We start from the raw sequence: 16819 nt of genomic DNA, 5'->3' as shown, positions 1-16819 counted from the left end.
CCCGAGCGCTCAGGATTCGGCCGCACCCCTGCGCCAGTAGCCCATGAACGACACGGCCCCCTTGGGGATCCCGGCGCCGTCCACGGCGAGGCGGCGCATCGCGCGGACCAGCCCCGCCTCCCCGGCCAGGAACACATACGGGTCCCCGGCGGAGACGGTGGTGGCCGTCTGCCATTCCCGCTCGGCGGGACGGCGCCCGTCGAGGACCGACTCGACGCATCCCTGACCCACGCCCAACACTCCGCCGAGGTGATGGACGAGCGCGTGTCCCCGCTCACCGGACCGCGAGAGCAGGGTGACGGTCTCCGGCGCCTCGGCCGACAGCGCGCGCACATCGGCCGGTGTCGGCAACTCCAGGACGATCCGGACCTCTCTCGTCCCCCGTGGCTCCGCGGCCAGCTCCCCGGCGATGGACAGCAGGGCCGGCGCCGCGGTCTCGTCACCCGCGCACACCACCCGGCCGGCGGCTCCGGGAGCCCACGCCGCCCACGGGGCGTGGCCCCGCCCGGGGCCGGCCAGGTGCACGGTGTCCCCGGGCCGGACCGACCGCGCCCATCCCGAGCCCGGTCCCTCGTCCGCACCGGGATGCACCACCACGTCCACGGTCAGCGCGGGGACGTGCTCGCCGTCGAGCTCCACCGAGTCGGCCCGGCGCACGGTGTAGGTCCGCATCCAGCCCCGCTCCTGCTCCGGGAGGGTCAACCACTCCCGGATGGCGAGCGGGTCGGGGACGATCCCCCGCCCACCCGGCGGGGGGACGAACACCTTGATGTACGCGTCTCGCACCGTGCCCGGGTCCACGACGTCGCGAGACCACCTCGAGAGGTCCGGGCCGGCCAACACCAGGCGCAGGTAGGACTCCCCCAGTTCACGGACCCGGACCACCCGGGTCTGCGCGACGAGGATCGGGGCCTCTACGGCGATAGCGGTCATACTGTCCCCTTCGTTCGTCCCCGCGGCAGCACCACGGGATGGCCGGTGAGCGGGTCGCTGATGATGTCGGCCTCCAGATCGAACACCCGGCGCAGGGTCTCGGGGTTGATCACCTGATCGGGCGGCCCCGCGGCCACCACCCCACCCTCGGCCACGGCCACCAGGTGGTCGGCCACACGCGCGGCCAGGGTGAGCTCGTGGAGGACGGCCACCACCGTCCGGCGACCCGCCCCGGGGCCGTCTGGATCCGGGTCGTGACCGGCGGGCAGCGGCAGATCGCGGACCAGGTCCAGCACGTCCAGCTGGTGGGCCAGGTCGAGAAACGAGCACGGTTCGTCGAGCAGGAGCGCGGGGGTCGCCTGGGCCAGCACCAACGCCACCCACACCCGCTGGCGCTGGCCGCCGGAGAGTTCGTCGACCCGGCGGTGGGCGAAGCCCGCGGTGCCGGTGAGGTCCAGCGCCTCGGCGACCGCCACGTCGTCGCCGTTCGCCGATCCCCACCACCGTCGGTGCGGGTGGCGCCCGCGGGCCACCAACTCCGCCACCGTGAGGCCCTCGGGAACCAGTGGAGACTGCGGGAGAAACGCCACCGATCTGGCGTGCTCGCGCGACCTGACGGTGGCCAGGTCCCGCCCGGCCACCTCGATCGATCCGGCGAGCGGGGCGAGTTGGCGGCCCAGCGCCCGCAGGATGGTGGACTTGCCACAGCCGTTGGCGCCGATCAGCACCGTGGTGCGGCCGCTGGGGATGTCCAGATCGAGATCCCGAATCACGGGGTCGGCCCCGTAGCCCAGGGTCAGCCCTCGCAGGCGGAAGGCGGGCGCGGAACCGGGCGGTGATTCCATGGGCAACGCGGTGGCGACGGGCGTGGTGATACTCATCAGGCGACCTTTCGGGAGCGCAGGAGGATCCAGAGCATGGCGGGGGCGCCGAGCGCGCCGGTCACCACACCGGTGGGGAGGTCCACGGTGGTCAGGGCCTCGGAGGCAACGATGTCGGCCACCACCACGATCACCGCGCCAGTGAGTGCGGCGGCGACGATCCGCGGGCGTCCGCGGCCGAGTGCGGTGGCGATCGGCGTGGCGAGCAGGGCCACGAACGCGAGGGGGCCGGCCACCGCGGTCGCGGCCGCCGCGAGCACGGTGCCCACCCCGAGGGCGGCCGCGCGCGTCGGGACGGGCCGGGAGCCCAACCCCACCGCGAGCTCGGGCCCCAGCTCCGCGGGCCGGAGTGCGGAGTGCAACCAGACGGCCAGTGGCAGCAGGAGCGCCAGGGTCACCGCGAGCCACCCGATGCGCTGGGCCGAGGCACCGGAGAGCGAGCCGACGGTCCAGACCGCGGCCTCCTGCGCTCCCGCCAGAGGGAGGCGCGCGATGAGCTGGGTCACCACGGCGGTGCCCAGTGCGGCCACCGCCACGCCGCCGAGCAGGAATCGTTGGCCGACGATCCCGGTGTGACGCCCCGCGGAGGCGCTCAGGACGAGGGCCAGCGCCACCGCTGATCCGAGGAGCGCCGCGGGGATGATCGCCACCCCGCGCAGCCCCCAGAACGCCATCCCGGCGACGGCCCCCGCGGATGCCCCGTGGGAGATGCCCAGGATGTCGGGGCTGGCCAGTGGGTTGCCCAGGACGCGACGGAACAGGGCTCCGGAGGCGCCGAACGCCAGCCCCGCCAGTGCGCCCAACACCGCGCGGGGAAGCTTGTCCTCCATCACCACGAAGGTCGCGCCGGGAATGGTCGCCCCTCCGAGGATGGCGAGGAAGTCGGGGATGGTCACCGTGTACCGACCCAGGAGGACGCGGACGGCCATGGCCGCCACGAGGGCGGCGACGAGCGCGAGCACAAGGAGCAGGGCTCGTCTCCGGCGACCGGCGGCGAGTGTCCGGACGAGCTCGTCCGTCTCCACCCGGTCGGCGGGTCGGTCGAGGACTGCGGAACTCATGAGGCGCTCACCCCCCGGTTCAGACGCAGCATCGCGATGAGGAACGGCACGCCCATCGCCACGGTCATCACTCCGACGGCGATCTCACCCGGTGGTGCGATGACGCGCCCCACGGTGTCGGCGAGGAGCAACACGACGGGGCCGATGACCACGGACAGACCCAGGACCACCCTGCTGCCCACGCCGACGAGCCGGCGCAGCAGATGCGGGACGAGGAGACCGAGGAAGGCGATCGGACCCGCCAACGCGGTCGCGACCCCGGACAGGATCACCACTCCCCCCAGGACGACCGCCCGGCCGGCCACCGGCACGACCCCGAGACCGCGCGCCAGATCGTCGCCCAGGGCGAGCGCGTCGAGCGACGCCGCCCCCGCGAGGACGAGGGCGAGGCCCAGGAGGATGAACGGCAACGCGGCGGTGATCTCCGGGGCACCAGATCGGGCCACCGACCCGAGTCCCCAGAAGCGGAACCGGTCGAGCACGCCGGGGAGCGCGATGACCAACGACGCGGTCATCGCCGTGCATCCGGCGGTCACCGCCGCTCCGGCCAGGACCAGACCGGTGCCGGAATCGGCGCCGAGACGCCCGGCTCCCACGACCACCATCCCGGCGGCGAGCGACCCGACGACGGCGAAGATCGCGACCGCGGTCGGGCCGGACGTGGGTGCCAGGGCCAGCCCGAGCACCACCCCGAGGGCGGCGCCCGCGGTCAACCCGAGAAGTCCCGGGTCACCGAGCGGGTTGCGGGTGGCACCCTGCAACCCGGCGCCCGCGACCGCGAGTGCCGCGCCCACGACGATCGCGGTGATCGTGCGGGGGACGCGGGCGCTCACCACCGCCTCGTCCATCCCCGCCCCGGCCCCGGGCGCCACGGCCGCGGCGAGATCACCGGACATCAACTGGGACGGCAGTCCGGCCAGGACCGACAGGACGACAGCGGGATCGACCGACCGGGAACCGAGGAAGAGGGACGCGGCCACCGATGCGACGAAGAGCACCGCCGCCGACACGCAGCCGACCACCACGCGGCGGCGCGCCGGAGCGGTGGGGCTCGCGGGGGCGTCGGACGGCCCCGCGGTGGCGGGGCCGTCACGGCGCGTCGCGGTCACCTGCATCTGTCAGTTCTGCTCCGCGGCGGTGATGATCTCCGGCACCACGTTGTCGAGCGCCCAGGGCAGGCTGAGCGGCGACGCGGCCGAGATGGACAACACCTGCTGCTCGTCCGTCTGGACCACCATCCGACCCGCCTCGACCGCGGGGATGCGGCCCAGCAACGGGTCCGCCTCGATGGCGGCGCGGACGTCGGGCGAGGCGGCGTAGGTGACGAGGATGTCCGAGACCAGTTCGTCTGCCCGTTCAGGCGACCATGTCACGGCGAACTGGTCGGGGGCCCCGGTCGAGGCCTCGGAGATCACGGGAGCCTGGACCATGCCCAGCTGCTCGAGGAACCGCGGCCGGTTGTCCACGTCGGTGAAGGCATAGATCTTCTCCGCCGCGCCGGGGTCGACCGTCCCGTAGATGAAGGTGGTCCCCCGGAGACCCGAATGGTCGTCAGCGACCTGGGCGATCCGGCCCTCGACCTCGTCGATCAACTCCTCGGCGCGTTCCGAGCGGCCGAGCGCCTCGCCGATGAGGCGCGTGGACTCCTGCCACGGGGTGCCGAAGGCCACGTCGCCCTCCGGCATCGCGATGGTGGGGGCGATCTTGGACAGGGTCTCGTACTCCTCGGCGGTCATCCCGGAGTAGACACCCAGGATGATGTCGGGCTGGAGGGCGGCGATGGCCTCGGTGTTGATGCCGTCCGTCTCCGAGTACAACTCGGGCATCTGACCCCCAGCCGCCTCGAGTTCGGCGTCGAACCAATCGGTGGATCCCTCGGCGTTCCCGCCGAACGAGTTCCGCGGCATGCCCACGGGCACCACTCCCAGCGCCAGGGAGACGTCGGCGTTGACCCAGGAGATCGTGGCCACCCGCTGGGGCGGCTCGGTGATCTCCGTCTGCCCGTAGGCGTGCGTGATGGTGCGGGGGAACTCCCCGTCACGCTCGACCTCGGACGCCGAGCCCGATTCCTGCGGGTCACCCACCGAACCTGTGGTGCACCCTGCCAGAACAGCCAGTACGGCGACGAGCGCGGTCAGGATCAGCACGACCCGTGCTCGGCCAGGAGTGTCGACCGCTGTCAGACGGGACGGGATGGCGGGTGAACTCATGGGGTCTCCGAAGTGGACTCGTGGCCGTTAGGCATGGCTTACCTTATCGGGAGAACAGTAGGGCCGGGGAGGGCCGCGGCGCAAGGCCGAGCCGTCCCGACCCCACCGAGCCTGGGCCGCAACGTGATTCATATCACCCTACTGTTGATTAGGGTAGCCTAGCCTTTTACGGTTCGCCGGTACCCATGTCCCCGATCGGTCGGAGCGCCCGTGAACGAACATCTGCTGAGCCAGCGGACCCGGAAGGACCATGCCGCCGCCGTGGCCGCGGCGGCCGCCGAGGTGGGAAGGTTCCTCGACGGTCGCACCACTCCCCGCTCGCCGGCCTCCCCCGCGCACCTCGCATCCCTGACGGAGGCGGTGGACCTGTCGACACCCCTCGGGGCGCTCGACAAGGCGCTGCTGGAGGTTCGCGGGCTCTACCTCGATCACGCCGTCGGCTACCACCATCCCCGGTACCTCTCTCATCTCAACTGCCCGATCACCATCCCGTCACTGGCCGCCGAGACGCTGGCAACCTCGGTCAACACCGCGGTGGAGACCTGGGACCAGGGCACCTCCGCGTGCCTCATCGAACAGAAGCTCATCGACTGGGTCGCCGACCTCATCGACTTCGATCGTCCGGATCGCCTCACTCCAGACGGCGTGTTCACGACCGGTGGCTCGCAGTCCAACCTCCAGGCGCTGTTCACCGCGCGGGAGGATCGACTCTCCCGCCCCGACCCCCGGGGGACCGCACCCGGGGACCGCGGGAGGCGGTTGTCCCGGCTGAGGATCGTCACGGGCGAACACGCACACCTCAGTGTGGTCAAGTCCGCGCGGCTGCTGGGCCTGGCCCCGGACGCGGTGATCACCCTTCCCGGCGAGGGAGACCGCATGGATCCCGCCACCCTGGACCGGGCCCTGTCGTCCGTGGCCGATGCCGGCGACGAGGTCGCCGCGGTCGTCGCCCTGGCCGGCACCACCGATCACGGCGCGATCGATCCGCTGCGCGCGGTAGGCGAGGTCTGTCGCCGTCATGATGTCTGGTTGCACGTGGACGCCGCCTACGGCGGGGGGCTACTGGTCTCGCCGACCCGCCGCGATCTCCTCGACGGGATCGGATCGGCGGACTCGGTGACCGTCGACTTCCACAAGACCTTCTTCCTTCCGGTCGCCGCGTCCGCGCTGCTCCTCCGCGACGGCTCCGGCTTCCGCCACTCCACCGTGAGCGCCGACTACCTCAACCCCGCCGACGGTGACGACCACGCGGTGGACAAGTCGTTGCAGACGACCCGCCGCTTCGACGCTCTCAAACTCTGGATGACGCTGCGGGTCCTCGGCGCGGACGGGATCGGCCGCATGCTCGACGACGCGATCGACGTGGCCCGGCGCATCGGCCGGACCATCGACTCCGCTGACGATTTCGAGCTCGTCCGCCGACCGGCGCTGTCGACCGTGCTGTTCCGCCCGCGGCCCGAGGGGTGCGACGCCGACGAATCCGACGCCCTGGTCCGTCCCGTGAGGGACGCGCTGTTCGCCGAGGGACGCTCGGTTGTCGCGGCGACGGTGGTGGACGGCAGGCCCTGCCTCAAGTTCACCGTCCTGGACCCCGAGTTGTCGGACCACGACGTGACCGCCGTCCTCGCCAACGTCCGGGAGGCCGCTCGGTACCTCGCCGACGGGATGCGGCAGGCCACCTCCGCGGGGGTGTTGTCATGAGCGGGACGATCCACGACGTACTGGGGGTGGGTATCGGTCCGTTCAACCTCGGTCTGGCCTGCCTGGCCGAGCCGGCGGGGGTGGACGCCGTCTTCCTCGACGCCCGCCAGGGCTTCACGTGGCACCACGGACTCATGTTCGACGACGCGACCATCCAGGTCCCCTTTCTCGCCGATCTGGTGACGCTGGCCGATCCCACCTCGCCGTACTCGTTCCTGTCGTATCTGAAGCAGGCCGGACGGTTGTACCCGTTCTACATCCGTGAGAACTTCCAGCCGCTGCGCGCGGAGTACGACGCGTACTGCCGTTGGGCCTCCGATCGGGTCAGTGGGCTCCGCTGGGGTCGGGAGGTGGTCGACGTCCGGCGCGAGACGGGCGACGAACCCGTCTACAGGGTCACGGCGATCACGTCCGACGGCACGGAGACCTACCGTGCCCGGCACCTGGTGCTCGGCATCGGCACCACCCCGTGGTCGCCGGTCGACACCACCTCCCTCGACGGTGGTTCGCCAGACACCGGCCGACGGGTGGCGCTGCACGCCGCCGACTACCTGCACCGGCGCGAGGAGCTGTTCGAGCTGGACTCGGTGACCGTCGTGGGCAGCGGCCAGTCGGCCGCCGAGATCTACCAGGACCTGCTGGCCACGTCGGGGGACTCCGGGCCCCGCGTGGACTGGATCACCCGCTCCCCGCGGTTCTTCCCCATGGAATACACCAAGCTCACACTGGAGATGACGTCCCCGGAGTACATCGACCACTTCCACGGACTCGACGCCGGGACGCGTGACCGCATGCTGCGCGACCAGCGCTCGCTCTACAAGGGCATCGACGCCGAATTGATCAACCAGATCCACGACCTGCTCTACCGCCGGTCCGCCCACGGGCTGGACACCGGCTTGTTGGTGGCGGCGACCGCCCTGGAGGGCGCCACCCCCGTCGGCTCGCACATCCGACTGGACCTGCGCTGCACAGACACCGCGCGGACCTGGACGCACCAGACCCAGGGGCTGGTGATGGCCACGGGGTACTCACCCACCACCCCGCGGTTCCTCGACGGGATCGCCTCGGAGATCGACTGGGAGGACCCCGGTCCCGAACAGAGCCGCGAGGGTCGGCCCCGCCGATACCGGGTGGCACGGGACCACACCATCGACCTCGCTCACCGGCGGATCCACGTGCAGAACGCGGAGGAGCACACCCACGGCCTGAGCGCGCCGGACCTCGGGATGGGGGCGATGCGCAACAGCATCATCCTGCGGTCCGTGACCGGTCGCGAGGTATACCCCGTCGAGTCACGTATCGCGTTCCAGCGGTTCGGCCCCCCGGCCGACGAGATCCCAGGGGCCCGCGATGCCGACCGGGCGCGGACCGACGCGCCCGCCGGACGACGCACCCCCGCCGACCAGCAGGCCCAGGAGACCCGATGACCCACACCGTCAGTACGCCCGCCGGACTCGTCTCGCTCGCGAGCCTGCCCACGGACCCCGACACCACCGGGACACTCCACGCGTGGCTCTCCCATCCCGGATCGGCCTACTGGGGCATGCGACACATGACACCCGGACAGATCTCGGAGTTCTTCCACGACTGGCAGTCGAGCCGGCACCGACAGGTCCACATGGTGCGTATCGACGGGCTGCGGGCGGGGCTGGCAGTGTTCTACGACCCGGCCGCGGTCGAGCTCGACGGAAAGTACCCCCATCAACCCGGGGACCTGGGCATGCACCTGCTGGTCGCACCGTCGCGGACCCCCGTTCCGGGCACCACCGCCGCCGTGATCGGCGCCATCTGCGAGACCGCCTTCGGGCCGCTGGGTGCCCGGCGCATCGTGGTGGAACCGGACATCGACAACACCGCCGTCCACCGGCTCAACGCCCGCGCGGGATTCCGGGAGGACGGGCCGCTCCGCCTGCCGGACAAGACCGCTCTGCTCTCCTTCTGCGAGCTCGACGACTTCCGCGCCTCGGAGATCGGCCGGACCACGCGGCCCGTACCGTCGTCCACTCGATCACCCGGCGCCGCACCTCACGCGCATCTCTCCGGCCACGCGATGCGCCGGGCGCACCGTCACCTGTGCGCCAAGGCGCTGGCCGAGTTCTCCCACGAGCGGCTACTCACCCCGCAGGCCACGGCGGAGCCCGGGGTGTACGAGGTGCGCGCGGGGTCCGAGACCTGGACTTTCCGCGCGCGGGTCCTGCCACTCGAGCACTGGGTGGTGGACGAGGGGTCGCTGCGGCGCGAGGTCGGGGGTGAGCCGGCCGAGCCCGACGCCCAGGCCCTCGTCACCGCGTTCGCTCCCGTGCTCGGGATCCCCGGGGCGCTGGTGGGGATCTATCTGGAGGAGATCGCGGCCACCCTCGGCTCCGCCGCGTTCTGCCTGCACCACCGCGACCGACCGGTCCAGGAACTCGCCACGGCGGACCTGCAGGAGGTCGAGGCCGCGATGACCGAGGGGCACCCCGGCTTCGTGGCGAACAACGGACGCATCGGCCTCGGCCTGTCCGACCGGCACCGCTACGCGCCGGAGGCCCCCGGGACGGTGCGCCTGGTCTGGCTGGCCGCGCGCCGCGACCGCAGTCACCTAGCCACGGTGACAGGCCTCGAGGAGCGCGAGCACTATCTCCGCGAGTTCGGCCGTGACGCCCTGGACGGGTGCGACGACCGCCTCCGTGAACTGGGCCTCGACCCGGACGGGTACCGCCTCCTCCCCGTCCACCCGTGGCAGTGGGAGCACAAGATCTCCGTGGCGTTCGGCCCCGACCTGGCGCGTCGCGACCTCGTCCACCTGGGTGAGTCCCACAGTGAGTACCGCCCGCAGCAGTCCGTACGCACGTTCTTCGACGTGACCCGTCCCGAGCGCGGGTACGTCAAGACGGCACTGGCGGTGCAGAACATGGGCTTCACCCGCGGACTGTCTCCTCGGTACATGCGTGACACCCCGGCGGTCAACGACTGGGTGGCCGGTCTGGTGGCCGGGGACCCCGTGCTCCGAGCACTCGACTTCGGGATCCTGCGCGAGGTCGCCGCAGTGGGATACACCGGCGACGCCTACCACCGTGCAGCGGAGTACGGCGTCTCGGACGAGGGGCCGCACACCAAGATGATCGCGGCCCTGTGGCGTGAGAGCCCGGTGCCGCGACTGGCGGAGGGCGAGCGGGCCTTCACGCTGGCCTCCCTCCTGCACCTCGACCTGCACGGGCGCCCCCTCGTCGTCGAACACCTGGAGCGGTCAGGGTCGGACGCCCGCACGTGGCTCCGCGCGCTGCTCGACGCCTACGTCCTGCCGGTGGCCCGCTGTCTGCTCGCGCACGGACTGGTGTTCATGCCCCACGGGGAGAACGTGATCGTCGTGATCGGCCCGGACCACCTGCCGCGACGGGTGCTGTTCAAGGACATCGGGGAGGAGGTGGCCGTGGTGACCGACCGACCGCTGCCCGAGGAGATCGAGCGGATCCGGCACGTCGTGGACGCCGAGACGGCCGCGTTGAGCATCCACACCGACGTGATGGACGGGGTACTGCGTCACCTCGCCGCGATCTGCGACGAGGCCGGTGTCCTACCGGCATGGGAGTTCTGGGACGAGACCCGCCGTTGCCTGTCGGCGCTGGACCGCGACGGGCGGAACGAGGCGACCTGGCAGGCGCTCTTCGCGCCGCGGTTCAAGCACTCGTGCCTCAACCGGCTGCAGTTGCGCGACACCCGGCAGATGGTGGATCTGACCGATCAGGCGGGCTCGCTCCAGTTCGCGGGCACCCTCGCCAACCCCCTCGCCAACCCCCTCGCATCGACCCCGACCGGCCCCGCGGGTCGCGGCGAGCGCACGAGTCGCGACGAGCGTTCCGGACACGTCGGCCGAGAAGGGGGCGTGCGGAACGCTCTTATCGATGACGGAGCCCGCAGCGTGTCGTAGCGTCACTGGGATGAACGGGCGGGAACTCCAGAAGTGTGCGGCGCTGCGAGCGCGCGAGCTACCGGCGACCACCCTGGAGTTCCCGTTCGGGCCGGACGTCGACGTCTACAAGGTCCGCGGCAAGGTGTTCATGATCCACACCGTGGTCGACGACGAGCCCCTCGTGGTGATCAAGGCATCACCCTCGGACGGCCTCGCCCTCCGTGACGCGCACCCGGACATCACTCCCGGCTACCACATGGACAAGAGGCACTGGATCTCACTGCACCCCGGGGGGAGCCTCGGCCACGACGTGGTCGAGGAATTGGTCACGGAGTCCTACCGACTCGTGGTGGCCGGGCTCCCCAGCGCGCAGCGACCGGTCGAGCCGCACTCCTTCGGGCGCGGGCAGCGCTGATCCGGCTCAGTTCGCCGGCGCGATCTCCGGCGAACCCTCGGGCGACACCGAGGACCCGGTGATCGAACCGAGCCGCTCCTCGCCCAGCGAGCCCTCCACGGCGTCCGTCGCCGAGCCCGTGTCGACGGCTCCGGCCAGCGAGCCGCCCACCACGGGCACCCCGCCGATGACGGCGTCGACCGACCCCGGGACGTCCCCGCGCATCAGGAAGTCGACGGACTCCGCGACGGGCTTGACGACCATGCACACGACCCCGATGGGCGGAAGCGGGATGCCCGCCAGGTTGGCAGCCGCGCCGGCCACGGTGCCGACGCCACAGACGGCGCTGGCGACGGAACCGACCGGACCGGAGGTGTAACCGGGCAGCGAACCGGTGACGGAGGCCGGAAGCAGGTCACCGGCGGAGCCGAGGCCGCCGCCGGTGTCCGCGTCGGTCTCCGTTCCGGCGGAGCCGGTGAGCGACGACGAGTCGAGGGCGCCAGACGACAGGCCGTCTGCGCTCTGGGCTGCCGCGGCGCCGGTCGAGAAGACGAGAAGTGCGGCGGCCAGCGCACCGGCGCAGGCGATGGATCTGGTCACAGTGATCTCCGAGCATGACGGGGGCGCGAGCCCCACGATGAGTTGAGGATTCTTGAGTCCATCACATATACGTCACGAGCGGGGCGGTGTTACGTCACGACCACCACGTCGTCACGTCACGCCGCCTCGCCTTGGTGCCGTCTGCCCGGACGGCGCCGGTCCGCACCGTTCGCGGGCGCGATGAGGGAGAGTGGAGCCATGACCGGGATCCCGACCACCCCCGCCGACCACTCGCTGGCCGACGTCATGCCGTCGATCGCCGCCTCGCTGGGCGTCAACCTCCGCAACCCACTGGCTCTCCCGCCCACGCGGGATACGGTGCTCGTCCTGGTCGACGGCCTCGGCGCCGAGCTCATCCGGCAGCACGCCGAGGTCGCCCCCACCCTCTCGGCGATGACCACGCGGATGATCTCCGCGGGATTCCCCGCCACCACGGCCACGAGTCTGACCAGCCTGGCGGTGGGAGCGCCGTGCTCCCGCCACGGGATCGTCGGGTACAGCTTCGCGCTCCCGGACGAGGGTGCGGAGACACCTACCGTCTTCAACTCGCTCCGGTGGACCACGGGGTCGGCGGAGGGGCCCTCCGCACTGGACCGGTTCCCTCCCCGTGAGGTGCAGGCGCTGCCGAGTCTTCTCGAACTGCTCACCGAGGAGGGGGTCGACGTCACCTACGTCATGCGCGAGGACTTCCGGGCATCCGGACTCACCCGCGCCGCGTTCCGGGCGGAGGGCGAGTACCGCCCGGCGATCTCACTGCAGGAGATCCGCGAGGCGATACTCGCTGTCGTCGCCGCTCCCTCGAAGTCCAGACGGTTCGTCTATTCCTACTTCGGAGACCTCGATCTCATCGGACACATCCACGGTCCGGGCTCTCCGGAGTGGGTTCAGTCGTTGCGCGAGGTGGACGCCTTCATCGCCGACCTGGCGACGGATCTGCCCCCCGGCTGCGGGTTGCTCGTCACCGCCGACCACGGCATGGTGGCCGCGGAGACCGTGATCGATATCGATGCCACACCGTCGCTCCTCACGGACGTCGAGGTGCTCGCCGGCGAGGCCCGGGTACGGCACGTGCACGCACGAGCCGGGGCGGAAACGGCGGTGTTGGCCGCCTGGCGCGAGGAGTTGGCGGGGCACGCGCGGGTGCTGAGCCGGGAACAGGCGCTGGACGAGCAGTTGTTCGGGCCGGGCCGGGACCATGCGGACCGTCTGGGTCACGTCATCGCGGTCGCCACCGGCGGCGTCATCCTCGCCCGCACCCACCACGAGAAGATGGAGTCGGGCCTCCTCGGTCATCACGGGGCCAATACCGCGGCTGAGCAGCACATCCCACTCATCCTGCGGTGAGCCGCCGGCCTGCTCAGCAGGTGACCGGCGTCGACGGGTCGCTGGTGGAGTCCAGCCAGCGACCGTACGCAGGCGGTCCCTCTGCTCGCACGTCTGCGCACAGCTCCTGACGGGAATACCCGGAAGCGCGGTAGACGGCGTAGATGACGTTGCCGTTCTCGTCCCTCGCGCGCAGCGAGGGGCACGCCATGTCGGTGCGCAAGTAGGACGCTCCCGGGTTCTGCGCCAGCGCGGCAGCGATCTCCTGCGCGTATGCACCCGGGGTGACGGCGGAGTACAGGACCACGATCCCCCGACCGTCGCACGCGGGACGGGACATGGGGACACGCAGTCCCAGATCGCCGGTCAGTGCGGCCGAGGACCGACAGTCGTCCAGGACCGCTGCGATCTCAGCGGGCATGCCGTCGGCCTCCGCCTCCTGACGGCACGTGGTGGACGGGATCCCGGTGTATCGCTTCCAACTCCCCCCCACGCGGCTCACTATGTACTGCGTATCCCCGGCGGGTTCACCCTGCGGTACGAAGACGTGCGCCAGTGCCCACGCCCCCGCGCACCGGTCCACGTTGACGTTCCGACGGGTGATACCCGCCTCGCTCGCGATCTCGTCCGGGTCGCAGTCGGCGGACCGCACGGATGGAGCACCGGTTGCAGCGGGCATCGTCTCCGGGACGGGGGTCGCCGTCTCCGGTTCCACGGAGGTCGTCGTCGGCGCTGGTGCGGCACCCGGTTCGCCGCCGTCCGAGGCGACGAGGTAGCCGACCGCGCCGGCGAGGACGACGAGCAGCACCACGATGAGCCCACCCATCACCCACATGAGGCCGTTGCGAGAGGGAGCCCGCAAACCCGTTCCGTAGGGGTCCTGGCCCCACCCCCCGTCGTTGCCCCGGTAACCGTCCCGGCTGGAACCGTCCCGCCCGGAGCCACCTGACGGATCGCTCATAGTCACCACCATCGACACGGCCGACGAGGCGGCCTACGTCCGGAGAATGACAGTCACTTTATCCACCTGGCGACCGGCAACGCACCACGTTCTCAGGAGCCGAGCAGGACCTGCGTGAAGTCCTGCTCGTCGGGGTGGTCGAGCATCTCCTCCATCCGCTTCCGGTCGAAGGGCCAGAGATCGATCTCACCGCCGGCTGTCTGGTACCAGGACGTGCACCCGGTGTTCCACACCGTCGGCCCCATCGCCGCGCCCACCGCGCGCGCGAAATCGGCGGTCGCCCTCTCCGTCACCTCGACCGCGTCGAACCGCCCGAGTCGCCATTGCTCGATCCACTGCGCGATGTACCGCGAGGTGAGTTCCGCCGAGTACTGCAGTGAGATCGACCCGGTCGGCGAGTTGGGACCGAGAACGGTGAAGAGGTTGGGGAAACCAGGGATCGCGGTCATCCGGTATGCACGCGGGCCGGTCGCCCAGGCCTCATCGAGACCCAGCCCGTCGCGGCCGGTGATCCGCATGGGGCGCATGTACTCGTGGGATCGGAAACCCGTGGCCAGGACGATCACGTCGGCGTCGTGATGGGCGCCGTCATCGGTGCGGATACCGGTGGGCGTGACCTCGGTGATCGGACTCGTCACCAGCTGGGCGTTGGGGGCGGTGATGGCGCCGTAGTAAGTGCCCGAGACGACCTGCCGCTTACACAGCGGCTCGTCATCGGGAGTCAACCTCGCCCGGAGCCGGGCGTCGCGGACCTGCCGGCGGAGACTCGACCTCGCGTACGCCTGCACCGCCCGGCGACGCCAGGTCGGCTTGAGCACCACGTCCGCCAGAATCCCCGACGCCCACAGTGCGGCCGCGTACAGACCCCGCTGCAGTCCCGGCATCCGGCGGAGCAGGGCGGTGAACAGCTCGGGTTGGCGGACGCCCATCGGCGCCCAGAGGATCCACTGCGGGGAGCGGGTGAAGTGCAGTAGACGCGAGGCCTCGGGCTGAAGCGCGGAGACGATCTGCACCCCCGTGGATCCGGACCCGATCACCGCGACCCGCGATCCACCGGTCTCGAGCTCCGGGTCCCAGCGGGCGGTGTGCACGACAGGGCCGGCGAAGGAGTCGAGTCCGTCGATGTCGGGCACATGGGGGTGGTGGAGCACCCCGGTCGCACACACGACGAAGTCCGCGAGGAGGATCTCCCCTGCCGCGGTGGTAAGAGTCCAGGTTGCGGACTCGTCGTCGTACACCGCATCCGTCACCTCGGTTTCGAGCCGCAACCATCCGTCCAACCCGCACCGCTCCACGACTTCCCGGTGGTAGAGCCGGATCTCCTCGCCGGATGCCCAGACGTGCGACCAGTCGGCTTTCGGTGCGAACCCGAACTGATAGAGCTGTGACGGGACGTCGCAGGTCAGGCCCGGGTAGCGATTCCAGTGCCACACCCCGCCGACGTCGGTGCCCTTCTCGCAGATCAGCACGTCGCTCAGCCCGGCCTGTCGGAACGTGTGCGCGGCGGCGATGCCCGCGAGTCCCGCGCCGATGATCACCACGCGGGGTTGTCGCAGACCGGTCACCACTTCAGGTCTACAGCCTCGGGCGACCGGATGCGATGGTTCGCCCGGCCTCGTAGCGTCGGCGATATGCGTGAGCGCGCATGACACGACCAGCGAGAGGAGCCTGACATGAAGGCAGTCACCTGGCACGGCAAGCGCGATGTCCGCGTGGATGACGTACCCGATCCCAGGATCGAGGAAGCCACCGACGCGATCGTCAGGATCACCAGCACGAACATCTGCGGGTCCGATCTGCACCTGTACGAGGTGCTCGGGCCGTTCATGAACGAGGGCGACGTCCTCGGTCACGAACCGATGGGGATCGTCGAGGACGTGGGGTCCGGACTCACCGATCTCTCCCCCGGCGACCGGGTGGTGATGCCGTTCCAGATCTCGTGCGGCCACTGCTACATGTGCGACAAGGGCCTGAACACCCAGTGCGAGACCACCCAGGTCCGTGACCAGGGGATGGGAGCGGCGTTGTTCGGCTACTCGGAGCTGTACGGAAGTGTCTCCGGCGGTCAGGCGGAGTATCTGCGGGTGCCGCAGGCCCAGAACACGACCATCAAGGTGCCGCACGAGCACACCGACGACCGGTACCTGTACCTGTCCGACGTCTTGCCGACGGCCTGGCAGGCGGTCGAGTACGCGAAGATCCCCGATGGCGGGACCGTCGTGGTACTGGGACTGGGACCGATCGGCGACATGGCGGCCCGGATCGCCGCCCACCGCGGACACCGCGTCATCGGAGTGGACCCGGTCGCCGAACGCCGGGCCCGCCAGGCGCATCGGGGAGTCGAGGTCCTCGACCCCACCGGCGTCCCCGGTGAACTGGGGGACGTGATCCGCGACATGACCGACGGGCGCGGGCCGGATTCGGTGATCGACGCGGTGGGCATGGAGGCACACGGCTCCCCCGTGGCCACCGCGGCCCACGCAACCGTGGGGATGCTGCCCAAGTTCCTCGGCAAGAAGGTGATGGAGCACTCGGGCGTGGACAGGCTCTCCGCGTTCTACTCCGCTATCGACATCGTGCGCCGGGGCGGGACCATCTCCCTGTCCGGCGTGTACGGCGGCACCGCCGACCCCTTGCCGATGCTGACGATGTTCGACAAGCAGCTCACGCTCACGATGGGGCAGGCCAACGTCAAGCGCTGGGTGCCGGACATCATGCCGCTTCTCAGCGATGACGACCCGCTGGGAGTGGACGACTTCGCCACCCACCGGCTCCCCCTCGCGGACGCCCCCCACGCCTACGAGATCTTCCAGAAGAAGCAGGACGGGGCCGTGAAGATCGTCCTCACCCCGTGAGGTCGGGG

At 70.9% G+C, this 16819-nt stretch carries 14 protein-coding genes; 6 read left to right on the top strand and 8 right to left on the bottom strand.

Features of this window, described 5'->3' with window-relative positions; all coding sequences use genetic code 11:
- Nucleotides 1-9: 9 nt before the first annotated feature.
- The 5 genes from CT688_RS06710 to CT688_RS06690 are packed head-to-tail and all read right to left on the bottom strand — an operon-like array spanning nucleotide 10 to nucleotide 5085.
- Entirely contained in the window at nucleotides 10-933 is a 924-nt protein-coding gene (locus tag CT688_RS06710; protein WP_107756260.1) for a siderophore-interacting protein, read from the bottom strand.
- The gene (locus CT688_RS06705) at nucleotides 930-1814 is read right to left on the bottom strand and encodes an ABC transporter ATP-binding protein (RefSeq protein ID WP_107756259.1); all 885 of its coding nucleotides are present in this window, start codon (nucleotides 1812-1814) and stop codon (nucleotides 930-932) included. Before CT688_RS06705 ends, CT688_RS06710 begins: the two co-directional genes overlap by 4 nt.
- A complete protein-coding gene (locus tag CT688_RS06700) occupies nucleotides 1814-2875 on the bottom strand; it encodes an iron chelate uptake ABC transporter family permease subunit (RefSeq protein WP_107756258.1) in 1062 nt (353 codons plus the stop codon). Before CT688_RS06700 ends, CT688_RS06705 begins: the two co-directional genes overlap by 1 nt.
- Nucleotides 2872-3990: an iron ABC transporter permease gene (locus CT688_RS06695; RefSeq protein WP_107756257.1), complete on the bottom strand. Its 1119-nt coding sequence runs from the start codon at nucleotides 3988-3990 to the stop codon at nucleotides 2872-2874. Before CT688_RS06695 ends, CT688_RS06700 begins: the two co-directional genes overlap by 4 nt.
- Nucleotides 3991-3993: 3 nt before the next feature.
- Nucleotides 3994-5085: an iron-siderophore ABC transporter substrate-binding protein gene (locus CT688_RS06690; protein ID WP_107756256.1), complete on the bottom strand. Its 1092-nt coding sequence runs from the start codon at nucleotides 5083-5085 to the stop codon at nucleotides 3994-3996.
- Between the two features lie 210 nt (nucleotides 5086-5295).
- On the opposite strand from CT688_RS06690, the gene CT688_RS06685 reads away from it, so the two are divergent.
- From CT688_RS06685 to CT688_RS06670, 4 genes are read left to right on the top strand one after another with little or no spacing between them, the layout of a single operon-like run.
- On the top strand, nucleotides 5296-6786 hold the full coding sequence (locus CT688_RS06685) for a pyridoxal-dependent decarboxylase (RefSeq protein WP_107756255.1): 1491 nt from the start codon (nucleotides 5296-5298) through the stop codon (nucleotides 6784-6786).
- Nucleotides 6783-8213 (top strand): lysine N(6)-hydroxylase/L-ornithine N(5)-oxygenase family protein, encoded by a 1431-nt coding sequence (locus tag CT688_RS06680; protein WP_107756254.1) that lies wholly within the window; start codon nucleotides 6783-6785, stop codon nucleotides 8211-8213. Before CT688_RS06685 ends, CT688_RS06680 begins: the two co-directional genes overlap by 4 nt.
- Nucleotides 8210-10696 carry a GNAT family N-acetyltransferase gene (locus CT688_RS06675; RefSeq protein WP_107756253.1) on the top strand — a complete coding sequence of 829 codons (2487 nt, stop codon included), beginning with the start codon at nucleotides 8210-8212 and terminating at the stop codon, nucleotides 10694-10696. The genes CT688_RS06680 and CT688_RS06675 overlap by 4 nt, the downstream gene beginning before the upstream one ends.
- 10 nt (nucleotides 10697-10706) lie before the next feature.
- The gene (locus tag CT688_RS06670; protein WP_107756252.1) at nucleotides 10707-11093 is read left to right on the top strand and encodes an MmcQ/YjbR family DNA-binding protein; all 387 of its coding nucleotides are present in this window, start codon (nucleotides 10707-10709) and stop codon (nucleotides 11091-11093) included.
- Between the two features lie 6 nt (nucleotides 11094-11099).
- On the opposite strand, the gene CT688_RS06665 is transcribed toward CT688_RS06670, so the two are convergent.
- Nucleotides 11100-11672, bottom strand: coding sequence for a hypothetical protein (locus tag CT688_RS06665; RefSeq protein WP_107756251.1), 573 nt, complete (start codon nucleotides 11670-11672; stop codon nucleotides 11100-11102).
- 198 nt (nucleotides 11673-11870) lie between these two features.
- On the opposite strand from CT688_RS06665, the gene CT688_RS06660 reads away from it, so the two are divergent.
- Nucleotides 11871-13016 (top strand): alkaline phosphatase family protein, encoded by a 1146-nt coding sequence (locus CT688_RS06660; protein ID WP_107756250.1) that lies wholly within the window; start codon nucleotides 11871-11873, stop codon nucleotides 13014-13016.
- A 13-nt stretch (nucleotides 13017-13029) separates the two neighbouring features.
- Here CT688_RS06660 and CT688_RS17685 read toward each other — a convergent pair whose 3' ends face one another.
- Both CT688_RS17685 and CT688_RS06650 read right to left on the bottom strand, forming a co-directional pair.
- Complete coding sequence (locus CT688_RS17685; protein WP_231750537.1) at nucleotides 13030-13956, bottom strand: serine/threonine protein kinase; 927 nt, start codon at nucleotides 13954-13956, stop codon at nucleotides 13030-13032.
- Between the two features lie 92 nt (nucleotides 13957-14048).
- Nucleotides 14049-15524, bottom strand: a complete 1476-nt coding sequence (locus CT688_RS06650) for an NAD(P)/FAD-dependent oxidoreductase (protein WP_107756249.1) — start codon at nucleotides 15522-15524, stop codon at nucleotides 14049-14051.
- Nucleotides 15525-15629: 105 nt separating this feature from the next.
- On the opposite strand from CT688_RS06650, the gene CT688_RS06645 reads away from it, so the two are divergent.
- Nucleotides 15630-16811 (top strand): zinc-dependent alcohol dehydrogenase, encoded by a 1182-nt coding sequence (locus tag CT688_RS06645; protein ID WP_107756248.1) that lies wholly within the window; start codon nucleotides 15630-15632, stop codon nucleotides 16809-16811.
- Nucleotides 16812-16819: the final 8 nt, after the last annotated feature.

It is taken from the genome of Dietzia sp. JS16-p6b, from assembly GCF_003052165.1.
Taxonomy (GTDB): domain Bacteria; phylum Actinomycetota; class Actinomycetes; order Mycobacteriales; family Mycobacteriaceae; genus Dietzia.
The sequence above is the reverse complement of the archived record's forward strand: the minus strand, read 5'-3'. Positions and strand labels throughout refer to the sequence as shown.